13 protein-coding genes are annotated in these 14937 nt (G+C 61.3%); 11 read left to right on the top strand and 2 right to left on the bottom strand.

Features of this window, described 5'->3' with window-relative positions; all coding sequences use genetic code 11:
• The first annotated feature begins 204 nt into the window (after positions 1-204).
• From PRZ01_RS06295 to PRZ01_RS06265, 7 genes are all read left to right on the top strand, one after another.
• Complete coding sequence (locus PRZ01_RS06295; protein ID WP_273595910.1) at positions 205-600, top strand: hypothetical protein; 396 nt, start codon at positions 205-207, stop codon at positions 598-600.
• Positions 601-913: 313 nt separating this feature from the next.
• Positions 914-1354: a hypothetical protein gene (locus PRZ01_RS06290; RefSeq protein ID WP_273595909.1), complete on the top strand. Its 441-nt coding sequence runs from the start codon at positions 914-916 to the stop codon at positions 1352-1354.
• A 252-nt stretch (positions 1355-1606) separates the two neighbouring features.
• Positions 1607-1954 carry a hypothetical protein gene (locus tag PRZ01_RS06285; protein WP_273595908.1) on the top strand — a complete coding sequence of 116 codons (348 nt, stop codon included), beginning with the start codon at positions 1607-1609 and terminating at the stop codon, positions 1952-1954.
• On the top strand, positions 1938-3062 hold the full coding sequence (locus PRZ01_RS06280) for a GGDEF domain-containing protein (RefSeq protein WP_273595907.1): 1125 nt from the start codon (positions 1938-1940) through the stop codon (positions 3060-3062). The genes PRZ01_RS06285 and PRZ01_RS06280 overlap by 17 nt, the downstream gene beginning before the upstream one ends.
• A 288-nt stretch (positions 3063-3350) precedes the next feature.
• Entirely contained in the window at positions 3351-3641 is a 291-nt protein-coding gene (gene groES / locus PRZ01_RS06275) for a co-chaperone GroES (RefSeq protein WP_133700865.1), read from the top strand.
• Between the two features lie 180 nt (positions 3642-3821).
• Complete coding sequence (gene groL, locus PRZ01_RS06270; protein ID WP_273595906.1) at positions 3822-5471, top strand: chaperonin GroEL; 1650 nt, start codon at positions 3822-3824, stop codon at positions 5469-5471.
• Between the two features lie 192 nt (positions 5472-5663).
• On the top strand, positions 5664-7685 hold the full coding sequence (locus PRZ01_RS06265) for a DUF1631 family protein (RefSeq protein WP_273595905.1): 2022 nt from the start codon (positions 5664-5666) through the stop codon (positions 7683-7685).
• Between the two features lie 34 nt (positions 7686-7719).
• On the opposite strand, the gene yihA is transcribed toward PRZ01_RS06265, so the two are convergent.
• Complete coding sequence (yihA, locus tag PRZ01_RS06260; protein WP_273595904.1) at positions 7720-8481, bottom strand: ribosome biogenesis GTP-binding protein YihA/YsxC; 762 nt, start codon at positions 8479-8481, stop codon at positions 7720-7722.
• Positions 8482-8552: 71 nt separating this feature from the next.
• Between yihA and PRZ01_RS06255 the strand changes: the two genes are divergently transcribed.
• From PRZ01_RS06255 to ccsB, 3 genes are all read left to right on the top strand, one after another.
• On the top strand, positions 8553-9188 hold the full coding sequence (locus tag PRZ01_RS06255; protein WP_273595903.1) for a c-type cytochrome: 636 nt from the start codon (positions 8553-8555) through the stop codon (positions 9186-9188).
• 140 nt (positions 9189-9328) lie between these two features.
• A complete protein-coding gene (locus PRZ01_RS06250; RefSeq protein ID WP_409993810.1) occupies positions 9329-11572 on the top strand; it encodes a cytochrome c biogenesis protein ResB in 2244 nt (747 codons plus the stop codon).
• Entirely contained in the window at positions 11569-12948 is a 1380-nt protein-coding gene (gene ccsB, locus PRZ01_RS06245; RefSeq protein WP_273595902.1) for a c-type cytochrome biogenesis protein CcsB, read from the top strand. The genes PRZ01_RS06250 and ccsB overlap by 4 nt, the downstream gene beginning before the upstream one ends.
• Positions 12949-12993: 45 nt before the next feature.
• Here the strand turns inward: ccsB and PRZ01_RS06240 are convergent, their stop codons facing one another.
• Positions 12994-13896 carry a LysR family transcriptional regulator gene (locus PRZ01_RS06240; RefSeq protein ID WP_273595901.1) on the bottom strand — a complete coding sequence of 301 codons (903 nt, stop codon included), beginning with the start codon at positions 13894-13896 and terminating at the stop codon, positions 12994-12996.
• A gap of 125 nt (positions 13897-14021) precedes the next feature.
• On the opposite strand from PRZ01_RS06240, the gene PRZ01_RS06235 reads away from it, so the two are divergent.
• Positions 14022-14888 (top strand): MBL fold metallo-hydrolase, encoded by an 867-nt coding sequence (locus tag PRZ01_RS06235; protein WP_273595900.1) that lies wholly within the window; start codon positions 14022-14024, stop codon positions 14886-14888.
• Positions 14889-14937 lie beyond the last annotated feature (49 nt).

The raw sequence follows: 14937 nt of genomic DNA, 5'->3' as shown, positions 1-14937 counted from the left end.
ATGGCCATGATTTCCCCTTCCGAGTAAGTTGATGAGATACCGTACTTCCCATCGTGGCACTCAGTTGCCGTTTGCCGCAACGCGGCTAGCTCGGGACGGGGAAGTCCCTTTCATTCGTTAGCCTTCATGAGATACATCACTCTCTGCATCGCCGCCGCTGCGCTCTGGCCGTTCGCTTGCCGCGCGGGAGGACCGTCGGAGCAAATGCTGCGCGACCTGGCCAAGGCCAAGCCGTCGATCCGCTGGGATTCCGCATCTGCGGTGGCTGGGGACTTCGATGGCAGAAGTAGCCGAGGCGGCGCAATGCTTGGGTATGCGGGAAGCAAGGTTTACCTCGCGATTCAAGCTGGATCGCGCGGAAAGAGCCTGCGCTACCAATACCTGGAGTTTGGCGTCGGGCCTGGGGCTCAAGCGGCCATATGTTCTGCTCCCGCAAAACTGGAGGTGTATCCGCTCGAATGCTCAATGGAGGAAGGGGAGCTTCCAGGCTGCAAGGCTACCAAGGGCGCGTCTGGGCTTAGCATCGTCGACGGGGATTGCGATTCCATTCACCTGTATTGGGATCATGTTTCAAACCGCATGCAGTGGTGGCGGCGATGAAGGCTAACCTCTCATTCCAGCGGACCGCCTTCGGCGGTCGCTGAATTTCAACGTTGAGCGACAGCTTTCCGGCAATTCGTTTCGGCAGGGCCGACGACAGCTCTGGGCACGAAGCCGCCCCACAAGCGGCAAGCACGAATGGCCACAACCGCTGCACTTCTACCAGTCGCCAATGCGTCTCGGCTCCGGGCGACCACCCCGACCTGAGCCCTAGACGACGATTCGCCGGGCCTCCAGGCACAATCCGGGTGATCGGGGCGAGCCCGGCGTCGGGCCTGCCGGGAAGCCCATCTTGAAGAACGGAGCAGCATCAATGGCACTGACGAAGAAGGGCGAGTTCTGGTACGGGACGACGTCGGGCGACACCCAAGCCGAGCTGCGCAGCTACAGCGTTGCGAATCGCCATGAGGCCGTCCGGTTTGCCGCGTCCAAATGCGACTGCGGGTGCCGGACTTTCGCGCTGCAGACCGATGAAGAAGCCGGCGTGGCGATCCGCACCTGCACCGACTGCGGGCAGGAACACCTGATGGGCGACAGCGCGGACTACATTGAAGAAGCCGTGCCCGAGGCGCACGAGTGCGTGTGTGAAAGCGAGGTGTTCGAGCTGATGTCCGGCGTCTCCGTCTACGAGGGCACACATGACGTGCGCTGGTACTACATCGCTTGCCACTGCGTCGAATGCAATCTGGTCGGGGTCTTCGCAGATTGGAAGTGTGAAGCGGGTGATGCGGCGGCCTTCCTCGCCAAGGTATGAACGGCCGAACCCCGCAGAGATCAGGCTCGGCGTCACGGCTCAAGTTTCAAGCCCTTGCTCGAGCAATACCTGGCCTTCTCGCGCTGGAGCGCCACGCCTCGGCACGTCGAAGGCGCCAAGATCACACTTACCGCGCGAGCGGCCAAGGGGTGTCATGAAGTGGTCGGTGGACGGGGCTGTATCAATGACCGTAACCGCTGCGGTGCAGTCCATCGCAGTGGATCTGGGACTTGGGCTTTGGGCACCTCGCAGTTGGCCACCTCCGTCAGGATCGTGCCCTTTGCGGAAGTTCACCCGGGCTTGTCGGATTCATCGAGCCGCTGCAGAACAGCCCTTTACAAGGCTGAAGCCTTTTGGGGGCTCCCGGAACCGATCTTCGATGCGCTCAAATCGGTGGTCTCTTATTTCGCGGCGGCGAAGACGAGCTATTCGGGTTTTCGTTCTCTCGCACGGATCGTCGGCGCACTGAAAATGCGTTTCACCCAGGCATCGGTGGCATGGGCAGCAAAGCTAACATCCGCGCAAATAAAAGACGGCATAGGCGACACACGCAGCCGCGGATGGCGTTGGCGGGGGTATCCGGATGGTGAAGCAGAATGATCTGACCACTGACCACATTCGCAGCCAGTTCCTGCAACAGGTTTGGCGAGGATTGCTGGTGCTAGCGGTACTTGGAATGCCTGGGTCCTGGCTCCGCGCCATGCAGACCGGATTGCAGCCGGTCTATATCGTCCATACGTTGGCGGCGCTAGCGATCGTCACGCTGTATGTCCGGCGGAATCGCCTGCCCCATAAGTTCTCCGCTACAGCCGCAGTCTTGACCATGTTCGCCATTGGCGCGGGTGGCCTATGGACATTCGGTTTTTATAGTGCAGGACTAGTCTGGGTAATTATCAGTTGCACAATCTGCGCGGTCCTGTTCCCCCGTCGAATCAGCAACGGGTACATCGTCGGCCAAATGCTGTTCGTGCTGGGCGTCACCGCCGCTTTTTCCCAGGGTTGGCTGGCGATTGCATTCGATGCCAATGAGTACATTCGCAAGCTGCAAAACTGGGTCGGCGTCCTGATTGGCACGAGTGTTGGCATCCTCACCATGGTGCTGGGCCTTAGGTCATACAACGAGTCGATCGTTAAGCTGATTGACAAAATCAGCTCCCAACGTGATGAGATCGAACGGCAGCAGGCCCTCATTTCCCACCAAGCCAACCACGATGCGCTCACCGGCCTGCCGACACTGCGTTTGGCGCGCGATCGGCTGGAGCAGGCCATTGCAGGTGCCAATCGCCGTCAGTGCAAGGCCGCAGTGATCTTCATTGATCTCGACGGGTTCAAAGCGGCCAACGACGGCCATGGCCATGAAGCTGGCGACCTTGTGCTCAAGGAGGTGGCTGAGAGAATGCGTGCGACCCTCCGGGCAGTGGACACAGCTGCTCGACAAGGGGGCGACGAATTCGTCATCATCCTGAACGAAATTTCGACCTGCGAGGATGCCGTCCAGGTTGCCTCGAAACTGCTGGAGCAGATTGCGCAGCCCATCGAGTACAAGGGCGCACGGATACAGGTCGGAGCCAGCATTGGCATCGCCGTGTGTCCAGATCATTCAAGCAATATGACCGATCTGCTCCATCTTGCTGACGAGGCCATGTATCGTGTCAAGAAGACCGGTAAGAACAATCTGCAGCTTTGCGACGTACCGCATCCGGCGTGAGGCCCGAATGCCGACTAGCCGGACTGAACCGTTCTGAAAACGCGAGGCTGTAGCGTATGGAGAGCGGTTGCATCTGCGCGAGACACCCCCCCTTGAAAGCTGATCAAGCGCCCCTATAATGAGTTTGCTAGCACTCGCATGTGTTGAGTGCTAAACCTCTGGAAGGCGACCCAACGGGTCGCTTTGCGTTCGGGTCTGACCCCGTTTTTGTTCTTTTCCCATGCTGGGTGGCCGCATTGGCGGGCACCCCTTTGCTTTGTAGTACCGACAAAATCTCAAGGAGATGTGATGAAACTGCGTCCTCTGCACGACCGCGTGATCGTTAAGCGCCTGGAACAAGAAACCAAGACCGCTTCGGGCATCGTCATCCCTGACGCCGCTGCTGAAAAGCCGGATCAAGGTGAAGTGCTGGCCGTTGGCGCCGGCAAGCGCAACGACCGTGGCGACCTGATCGCCCTGAACGTGAAGGTCGGCGACCGCGTTTTGTTCGGCAAGTACAGCGGCCAGACCGTCAAGGTTGATGGCGACGAACTGCTGGTGATGCGCGAAGAAGACCTGTTTGCGGTTGTTGAGAAATAAAGCTACTGCGCCCCTGTCATGCGGCGTTGGTCGAATGCTCGGAATCCTCACGTACAGGAAGTACGTTCCGGCATCCGCAGCTTCGCCCGCCTTGCCTGACTGGCGCTCGCTACGCTTTCTTTCCCAACAACAGTCGGTAAAACAGGCGTAGCTCTCTTTTACGAATTTCGGAGAAATTTCATGGCAGCAAAAGACGTAATTTTCGGCGGCGAAGCCCGCGCTCGCATGGTTGAAGGCGTGAACATCCTGGCCAACGCGGTCAAGGTCACCCTGGGCCCCAAGGGCCGCAACGTGGTGCTGGAGCGCTCGTATGGCGCCCCCACCGTGACCAAGGACGGTGTGTCCGTGGCCAAGGAAATCGAGCTGAAGGACAAGCTCCAGAACATGGGCGCGCAGATGGTCAAGGAAGTGGCTTCCAAGACGTCTGACAACGCTGGCGACGGCACCACCACCGCCACCGTGCTGGCTCAAGCCATCGTGCGCGAAGGCATGAAGTACGTGGCCGCCGGCATGAACCCGATGGACCTGAAGCGCGGCATCGACAAGGCGGTTGCCGCCCTGGTCGCCGAGCTGAAGAAGGCCTCCAAGGCCACCACCACCTCCAAGGAAATCGCACAAGTTGGCTCCATCTCGGCCAACAGCGATGAGTCCATCGGCAAGATCATTGCCGACGCCATGGACAAGGTCGGCAAGGAAGGCGTCATCACCGTCGAAGACGGCAAGTCGCTGGACAACGAGCTGGACGTCGTCGAAGGCATGCAATTCGACCGCGGCTACCTGTCGCCCTACTTCATCAACAACCCGGAAAAGCAAGCCGCGCTGTTGGACAACCCCTTCGTGCTGCTGTACGACAAGAAGATCAGCAACATCCGCGACCTGCTGCCCACGCTGGAGCAAGTGGCCAAGTCCGGCCGTCCGCTGCTGATCATTGCTGAAGACGTCGAAGGCGAAGCCCTGGCAACGCTGGTGGTCAACACCATCCGCGGCATCCTGAAGGTTGTGGCCGTCAAGGCGCCTGGCTTCGGCGACCGCCGCAAAGCCATGCTGGAAGACATCGCCATCCTGACCGGCGGCAAGGTCATCGCTGAAGAAGTCGGCCTGACGCTGGAGAAGGTCACTTTGGCTGATCTGGGCCAAGCCAAGCGCGCTGAAATCGGCAAGGAAAACACCACCATCATCGACGGCCTGGGTGCTGCAGCCGACATCGAAGCCCGCGTCAAGCAAGTGCGCATCCAGATCGAAGAAGCCACCAGCGACTACGACCGTGAAAAGCTGCAAGAGCGCGTGGCCAAGCTGGCCGGCGGCGTTGCACTGATCAAGGTCGGCGCTGCGACCGAAGTCGAAATGAAGGAAAAGAAGGCCCGCGTTGAAGACGCCCTGCACGCAACCCGCGCTGCTGTGGAAGAAGGCATCGTGGCCGGTGGCGGCGTGGCTCTGCTGCGCGCCAAGCAAGCGGCTGGCACCATCGTCGGCGCCAACGCCGACCAAGACGCCGGCATCAAGCTGGTGTTGAAGGCCATCGAAGCCCCCCTGCGCGAGATCGTTTACAACGCCGGCGGCGAGCCCAGCGTGGTGATCAACGCCGTGTTGGGCGGTTCGGGCAACTACGGCTTCAACGCTGCCAACGACACCTATGGCGACATGATCGAAATGGGCATTCTGGACCCGACCAAGGTGACCCGTACGGCTCTGCAAAACGCAGCTTCCGTCGCTTCGCTGATGTTGACGACCGAGTGCATGGTCGCTGAGTCGCCGAAGGAAGAAGCAGCCGGCGGCGGCATGCCTGGTGGCATGGGCGGCATGGGTGGCATGGGCGATATGGGCATGTAATTGCCCCACCCTCCGGCATGACCCGCCCAGGGTCATGCCTGAAAAACAAAAAAGGGCCGCAGCTCATTCGCTGCGGCCCTTTTTCGTTGGCAAAGCACGAAAAGGCACTTGCCTCGGGGGGGCTCCCTAGGATGTCCCTGATTTCAGGGCGGCTCGCCTACATAATGTTCGACTCCCCGTTCCCAACGCACCATGGCCGCCCCCAACCTCAACACGCTCCTTTCGGCAGCGCAAGCCCATCTACCCGGGCTGAGCCTCGGCTTGTTCAACGCCCTGCAAGATGAGTTCAAAGCAAAGCCGCAACACTTTGCGCTGCAAGAACCCTGGCGCCGGGTGCAGCCAAGTTTCGTGGCGGACTTCGAATCCTCCATGCGACAAACTCTGGCCGCCAGCCCCCAGGGGGACAGTCCCTCACCACAGCGGTCCGGCAGTTTGGACAGCCTCAGTTTGGTGGACGAACGCCAAGCCTTGCAGGACGTGGCCATCGCCCACGTGATCAACACCGTTGAGCAGCAATGCGCGCCGGAGTTGCACCAGTTGGGAAATTTTTTTGCAGCACTGCGCGGCACCGCACGCGCCCGTAAAAATGAAAATCCTTTGCGGCCAGCCCTGTTTGCCCACGCGCTGCTGCGTGCCTTGTCCGGCGTTGAAATGGACCCGGAGCGGCGCTACGGCCTGATGCAGGTCGCGGCCACGCCGCTGGCCCTGGGGCTACAAAGCCTGTACATGGATCTGTGCAGCTTATTGCGGGCCGCCGAAATGGATGCGCTGCTGGTCACCCATGCCTCGAAAATTCGCGATGGCGATGCGGATTTGCGCCTCAAAGACGCACGCCGCCAGACCGAGCCCGCCACACTGGACGGCCTGACCCGGCGCGTCAATCAACACAACAGTCGACCACAGAATCTGCCCCGCAGCCCAGCCGCCACAGGTAGCAAAGAGCCAGTATTCATCAAGGCGGGCGGGCAGGACATGCTCAGCCGGCTCTACGACCAAATTCTTGCCGACCCGCGGCTGCTGCCACCGCTAAAAGCACTGCTGGCCCGGCTGCAGGTGGCGGTGGTGCGTTTGTCCCGCAGCGACGCCAGCCTGCTGCACCGTCAAGACCACCCCACCTGGCGCTTGCTCAATCGGGTCGCCGCGCACGGCATGGCGTTTGACCGGGTGGACAACGAAAGCCTGCAAGCCTTTCTGCAATTCATGGACCGTGAGTTGCCGCTGCTGATTGAAAGCGCCACGCCCAGCGCGCTCTTGTTTCAGCAAGTGCTTGACCGGGTGGACGCCCACATCAGCGCCCAAGCCCAACAACGCAGCCAGGGCAGTGCCAGTGCCTTGGCCGCGCTGGAGCGCGAGCAAATGCGCGGTCAATGGCTAAAGCTGGTCGCAGAGCAAATCAGCGCTCAGAGCTTTGGCGCGCCGCTGGGGCCGCGCGTCTTCCAGTTCCTGCACACGCAGTGGCCCCGCGTGATCGTCCAGGCCATGGTGCAGCAGGGTGAAGATGCCCCGCAAGTCAGTGCCCGAATTGACTGGGTTGACCGCCTGCTGGACAGCCTCCAAACCGTGCCTGAAGAAACCTCCCGCCAGGCCTTGCGGCACAAACTGCCCGCCCTGCTAGAAGGATTCAAACAAGGCTGCGACAGCATTGCGTTGAGCCCGGCCGACACAGAGCCCGTGCTGCAAGAACTGATGCAAATGCATGGCCGCCTGCTGCGCGGCCTCCCCGCTTTGCCAGAAGGTTATGTGCGGCAGGCCACGCCCGTTCCCGGCACTGTGCCTACATTGGCACCGTCGCCAGAGGCCACGGTCAGCCGCCTGCTGGTCGAGCGCGAATCACGCATGCCCGACCACTGGACCAACACCAAGATCGATCGCGGCCAGTTGCCCACCATGCCGGTGCAGCTTTACGACGAAGCCAACTCGCCGACGGCGCAAACGGCCCGCGATCAATGGCTGGACCGCATCCGCCTGGGCAATTGGTATCACCTGTTCGTGCAGGGCGAATGGGGCTCCGCCCAAGTGGCCTGGATCAGCGAGAACGCGAAGTTCTACCTGTTCATCGGGCAAGACCCCTCGGAGCGCCATTCGCTCACACGCGGCGCTGTCGAGAAATTGCTGGCCAACGGCTTGATCACCAAGCTGGACGAAGAGAGCTTGGTCTCCCGCGCCATGAGCACCCTGATGCAGGATCTGGACGACGACGAGAGCGGCGGCTGAGGCAGGCCCGCCGCCCTGCGGCGGCTTCAGCAACTCACTCCGCCGCAGCTTGCGGTGTGATTGGCGCCACGGCAGGATCAGCCAAATCAGCTTCAACCTGCGTCGGCGCAACGTGCACCCACTCGTACAGCGCACGCGCCACATCCTCGACGCCCTTTTTCTTCAGGGCCGAGAACAGCGTCACCGACACGTCGGACGCCTCCGTAGCCATTTCGCCCAGAAAATCCTGTGTACCGAACAGCGCCGCGTCCGCCTCTTTGCGGTTGAGCTTGTCAGATTTGGTCAGCAGCACCAGCAGCTTGATCTCACCGCTGCTGACGCGCGGCCTGACAAATTCCAGCAGTTGCTTGTCGAGATCGGTGAGGCCCAAGCGGGAATCCACCATCAGCACCACGCCGGACAAGCTGCGTCGCACCTCCAGATAATCGGCCATCACCTTCTGCCAGCGCAGCTTGGCCGAACGGGCCACTGCGGCGTAGCCGTAACCCGGCAAGTCGGCAAACCAGGCGTTGGCGGCGTCCTTGGGGCCCAGTTCGAACAAATTGATGTGCTGTGTGCGCCCAGGCGTCTTGGAGGCGAACGCCAGACGCTTTTGCTGCGCCAGGGTATTAATGGCGGTGGATTTGCCCGCATTGGAGCGCCCGACGAAGGCAATTTCCGGCAATTCATTGGGGGGCAGGTGCACCAATTCGCTGGCGGTAGTCAAGAACCGGGCGGTGTGGGTCCAACCCAACACCACCTTGTCAGTTGGATCATCCGCAGGGGTTTGTTGCGGTGTTGCAGAGGTGTTGGTCATGTTTAATAGGGCGCTAGTGAATTGCCATTGTAAAATCCCTGGGTTGCGCTTACCGAATCAATATATTCATGATGAAGACTGCTGCTTTGTTGAAACCTCTGGTTTTCCTGTTGTCGGGCTTTGTGTTGACGTCTGCCGCGATGGCAAACGAGGGCGCAGCACCTGCCAAACCCGACTTGGCCAAAGGTCAAGCCATCTCCAGTCAAGTTTGCGCGGCCTGCCACACGGCAGACGGCAGCCGGGGCGCGCCAACCAACCCGATTTTGCAAGGTCAGCACCCTGAGTACTTGGCCAAGCAGCTGAATGAATTCAAGTCCGGTGTTCGCAACAACGCGATCATGAAGGGCATGGCGTCAACGCTGTCGGACGAAGACATCAAGAACGTCACGGCCTTCTACGCCACCAAGCACGCCAAAGAAGGCTTCGCCAAGAACAAGGACACGGTCGCCCTGGGCGAAAAGATCTACCGTGGCGGCATTGCCGACCGCCAAATCCCCGCCTGCGCAGCCTGCCACGGCCCGAGTGGCGCCGGTCTGCCTGTGCAGTACCCGCGCCTGGCTGGTCAGCACGCTGACTACACCGAGGCCCAATTGAACGCCTTCCGCGCCGGGACCCGCACAAACAACGTACAGATGGCCGGTGTTGCCGCCAAAATGAACGACCGCGAAATCAAGGCCGTGGCCGACTACATCGCCGGCCTGCGTTGATGCCTTTGATGCGCTGTTCGGGCCAGCGATGCGCCTGAGACAAAAGGCAATCACGTCAAAAAATACAAAAGGCCGGTGAGTTTCACCGGCCTTTTTTCATCCTGTTCCGCCCCTGCACCGCTCCCGCGACAATCTGCCCCATGAGTGACACGCCCCTTGCTCCGCCGCTCCCTTTGTCGGCGCCCGCGCCCTTGCCCGCCCGGCGTCAACCCCTGATGCGCGAGTTGCTGGATCTGCTGGCGTCCATGCGCTTTGCCGTGTCCTTGCTGACCGTCATCTGCATCGCCTCGGTGATCGGCACCGTGGTCAAGCAGCGCGAACCGCTGAACAACTATGTCAACCAGTTCGGGCCATTTTGGTCTGAGGTGTTCGGCAAGCTGGATCTCTACACCGTCTATGGCGCCTGGTGGTTTTTGCTGATCCTGGGTTTTCTGGTCACCTCCACCAGTTTGTGCATTCTGCGCAACACTCCCAAGATCATTCAGGACCTGCGCAACTACAAAGAGCATGTGCGCGAGCAGTCGCTGCAATCGTTTCACCACAAAGCGCTTGGCCATATGGCGGGCGGCACCGAAGCGGCCTTGGCCCAGGTCTCCAGCTTGCTGAGCGGTGCGGGCTGGAAAGCCAAGATCCAGGTGCGCGACCGTGGCGTGATGGTGGCGGCCCGCAAAGGTGCCGCCAACAAGGTGGGTTATCTGGCAGCGCACTCGGCCATTGTGCTGGTCTGCCTGGGCGGCCTGCTGGACGGCGACTTGCTGCTGCGCGGCCTGATGTGGGCGCAAAACAAGTCGGTTTATGAAGGCGGCGGCCTGATCAGCGAAGTCACCGCCGACCACCGCCTGCCCCCCGGCAACCCCAGCTTTCGCGGCAATCTGATGGTGCCGGAGGGCGGGCGTGCCGCCACCGCTATCCTGTCCATGCCCACCGGCGTGGTCTTGCAAGACCTGCCCTTTGACGTGGAGCTGAAAAAGTTCATCGTCGAGTACTACGACACCGGCATGCCCAAGCTGTTCGCCAGCGATGTGATCATCCGCGACCACGACACCGGCAAGCTGACCGAAGCCAAGATCAAGGTCAATGAACCCCTGATCCATCAAGGCGTTGCCCTGTACCAGAGCAGCTTTGACGACGGCGGCTCCGAGCTCAAACTGCTGGCGTACCCCCTGCAAGGCGGCGGCAAACCCGTGGCCCTGCAAGGCCGCGTGGGCAATACCGTGACGCTAAAAACAGGCCCTAACGACAAGGACGCACTCACCCTGGAACTGGGCAGCCTGCGCGTCATCAACGTTGAAAACATGAGCAGCAACTCCGGCGCCGACACCAGCACGGATGTTCGCCGTGTCGATCTGGTGGACACCCTGGGCAAGCACCTGGGCAGCGGCGCCCGCAATCCAAACGACAAGGCCTTGCACAATATCGGCCCGTCCTTCAGCTACAAGCTGATCGACGCCGCGGGGCAGCGCCGCGAATTCAACAACTACATGTCGCCCGTAACACTGGAGGGCCAATCGGTGTTTCTGGTCGGCGTGCGGGAGAACCTCAATGACGGCTTCCGCTACCTTCGAATCCCAGCGGATGATCGCGCCAGCATGCAAAGTTGGCTGAACCTGCGCGCCGCGCTGCTGGACACCCCCCGGCGCGAAAGAGCCGCACGCCGCTATGCCGAGATGGCCACCCCCGCCGACAAACCCCAGATGTTGCCGCAGTTGCAGGCCACGGCGGCTCGGGCGCTGGGGCTTTTTGCGGGTGTCGAAAAGACCAAACCCAAGGTAGGCTCGGCGGGCGCTGCGGATGTTGCGGCATCAGGCAGTTCTGCTGCAAGTGCCGGTGCCGGTGCCAGCACCGCCACCGCCACGGCCGAACTCCAAGGCGGCCTGCCCGCGCTGTCCAACTTCATCGAAACCGAAGTACCGGCCGCCGAGCAGCAACGGGTCAGCGAGGTGCTGCTGCGCATTCTCAACGGCAGCCTGTTCGAGCTGTACAAGATCAGCCGCGAGCAGGCCGGCCAAACGCCGCCTGCCACAGACGCCCAGACGCAGACCTTCATGACGCAATCAGTGCTGGCCTTGTCGGACAGCATGTTCTACCCTTCGCCGGTGCTGGTGCAGTTGGATGAATTCAAGCAAGTACAGGCCAGCGTGTTCCAGGTCACCCGGGCGCCGGGGCAAAAGCTGGTGTATCTGGGCGCGATCTTGCTGATCATCGGCGTGCTTGCGATGCTCTACATCAAAGAACGCCGCCTCTGGGTCTGGCTGGAAAGCGCCCCGGGCCAAATCGATACCACGCGCGTGCGCATGGCCTTGTCCTGCACGCGAGAGTCCCCTGACGTCGCGACCGAATTTGAGCAGCTCAAGGCTGCTCTGCTGAAGGAAGAAAGCGTATGAACACCGCATCTACTGCCCTCAAACCGGGTCTAGCACCCAGCAAAACCCTGGGCCGGCAAGGCTATTTCACACAGCGCAGCGTGGCCGACTGGCTGTTCGCTGCAATGATCCTGGGCGGCGGCCTGTTTGCCTTCCAACGCTACGGTGTCTCGATGAATGGCTACGAAAAAGGTATCTTGACTTTTGCCGTACCCGCCCTGATCGCCTTGGGCTGGTTCTGGCGCCCCTTGCGCCTGCTCACGCTGTGCGTGGGCATCGCCAGCCTCAGCGCGATCCAGCTCTACGGCCAGCACAGCGACAGCTTCGGCGCCGATCTGGCTGCGGCGGACCAAGTGTTTTGGCTGAAATACATGCTCTCCAGCCAAAGCGCCATCATGTGGATGAGCGTGCTGTTCTACATGAGCACGCTGTTCTACTGGGGTGGCTTCTTCACCCAGCGCGGCAACAACAGCACGGCCGAGTTGATCGGCTCCAAGCTGGCCTGGGGCGCTGTGTTCATGGCGCTCACCGGCACCATGGTGCGTTGGTTTGAAAGCCACCAGATCGGCCCCGACATCGGCCACATCCCCGTCAGCAATCTCTACGAGGTGTTTGTGCTGTTCGCTTGGCTGACGGCGCTGTTCTACCTCTACTACGAAGCCCGCTTCAAGACCCGCGCATTGGGCGCCTATGTGCTGCTGGTGATCAGCACCGCCGTTTCCTTTTTGATCTGGTACACGGTGGCCCGCGACGCGCAAGAAATCCAACCCCTGGTGCCCGCCCTGCAAAGCTGGTGGATGAAGATCCACGTGCCCGCCAATTTTGTGGGTTATGGCACCTTCGCTCTCTCTGCCATGGTGGGCCTGGCCTATCTGCTCAAGGCCGCCACGCCGCGCGCCCTGCTGGTAGGCCTTGTGGCCGTGCCGGCTGCAGTCATCGTCACCATTGTGGCCACCCGTTTCGGCGCGGGCCTGTCGCCCGAGGTGGTGGCCGGGCTGGACGGCTGGGTGCGCAAGGTCGCCGGCCTGACAGCCTTCTTTGGCCTGTGCATCGCCCTGCGGCACAAGCTAACCGCGCGCCTGCCTGAGTTGGTGATCCTGGACGACCTGATGTACAAGGCCATCGCCCTCGGCTTCGCCTTCTTCACCATCGCCACGATTTTGGGAGCCTTCTGGGCGGCCGAAGCCTGGGGCGGCTACTGGAGCTGGGACCCCAAGGAAACCTGGGCCCTGATCGTCTGGCTCAACTACGCAGCCTGGCTGCACATGCGCCTGATGAAGGGCCTGCGCGGCACCGTGTCCGCCTGGTGGGCGCTGGGCGGCCTGTTGGTCACCACCTTCGCCTTCCTGGGTGTGAACATGTTCCTGTCGGGGCTGCATTCCTACGGCACGCTTTAAGAACGAGTGCGTCGACAGCCGGGGCCCGCCCCTTGTCGACACCCGTCAATCGGCGAGGGTCCAGGGTGGCTGGGCGAACCGTTCCACCAAGAAGTCCAGCAAGGCGCGCACCGCCGGGGACAGATGCTTGCGCGATGGGTACAGTGCATAAAGCGTCATGTCGGGCGGGTTCCAGTCCGGCAGCAGCGCTTGCAGGCTGCCATCGCGCAGACGGGGATTCGCCAGATAGGTCGGCTGCAAAGCGATGCCGCCGCCCGCCAAAGCGGCCTGCAACAGCGCCGTCGCTTCATTGGCGCTGAAATGGCTGGCCACGCGCACTTCAGCGGTCTCATCGCCGCGCTGCAGTTTCCACACGCTTTTGCCAAAGTTGGCGTAGCTCAGACAACGGTGGGCCGCCAACTCAGACGGTTGCTGCGGCACGCCGTGTGCGCGCAAGTACTCGGGCGAGGCCACCAGCACCGAGGTGCAGGGCGCCAACCCGCGGCCAATCAACGCGGGATCGGGCTCCGCGCTGATGCGCAAGGCCAGGTCAATGCGCGCCTCCACCAGGTTCAAGGCCCCCTCGCTGGCATTCAGATCAATTTTGAGTTGCGGGTGTAGCTTCAAAAAATCTGCGATGGCCCCGGCCACCTGCGCATAGGCCAATGACATGCTGCAGGTCACGCGCAATTGCCCGCGCAAGGCGCCACCGTGGTGCTGGGTTTCTTCTTCCACGCTCTCCATCAAGGCCAACATTTGCTGGCTACGGCGCAGGCAGCTTTCACCCGCGTCGGTCAACGTGACGCTGCGTGTGGTGCGTTGCAAAAGTCGTGCGCCCAACCACTGCTCCAACTCGCCCACATAGCGCGTCACCATGGCCCGCGACATCTCCAGCTTGTCGGCCGTCGCACTGAAGCTGCCACTTTGGGCCACCGCCACAAACACCTGCATGCCGGTCAATCTATCCATGATTTGATCGATTTATGAAATAGTAATGCCTATTTTAAGGGGTTTATATGTTCATATATTGAAACTAAAGTTCACTCCAACGCTGCCAAACAGGCGTTCCACACCCCCCCAGATTGGAGTTCACCATGATCCGCACCACCGTTATCGCCGCCTCATTGCTCATCGCATTCACCGCTGCCGAGGCCGCACAGCCACTGACCGTGAAGGTGTACAACGCCGGCAGCAATAGCTTCAATGTCAACGCCACCGTGATCTACGGCGCCACGCAAGCCATGGTGATTGACACGGGCTTTAGCCGCGCGGATGCGCTGCGCATCGCCGCCAATGTGCTCGACAGCGGCAAACAACTCACCACCATCTATGTGAGCCAGGCCGACCCTGATTACTACTTTGGCGCCGAAACACTGAAAGAATTCTTCCCCCAAGCCGACGTCGTGACGACCCCCGCCGTGCTGGCCAAATTAACGGCCAAGATGGCAGGCAAGGTCGCCTTCTGGGGCCCCAAGATGGGCGTCAACGCGCCCCACCAACCCGTGGTGCCCCGCGCACTGGAAGGCAACACCCTGACGCTGGACGGCCAGACGATTGAGATCCGCGGCACGCAAGGCGTTTTGGCACACCGCCCCTACGCGTGGATCCCGTCAATCAAAGCCATCGTCGGCAACATCGGGGTGTTCGGCAATATGCATGTGTGGACGGCCGACACCCAAAGCGTCGCCGAGCGTAGCGCCTGGATCACCCAGTTGGACGAAATGGCCGCGCTCAAGCCTGCCTTGGTCGTGCCCGGCCACATGAAGGCCGGCACTGCCGTCGACGCCAGCGCCATCACCTTCACCAAAGACTATTTGCTGACCTTCGAGAAGAATCTGGCTGCGAGCAAGACCAGTGCCGAGCTGATCAACGCCATGAACCAGGCCTACCCACAACTGACCGAGGGTGCAATGTCTTTGGACCTGGGCGCCAAGGTCAACAAGGGCGAAATGAAGTGGTGAGGGGATAACACCAAGGGGACCGGACTCCGCGGCACACACACACATCCAG

Source organism: Roseateles koreensis, from assembly GCF_028595305.1.
Classification (GTDB): domain Bacteria; phylum Pseudomonadota; class Gammaproteobacteria; order Burkholderiales; family Burkholderiaceae_C; genus Paucibacter_A; species Paucibacter_A koreensis.
This window is presented reverse-complemented; position numbering and strand designations above follow the sequence as displayed.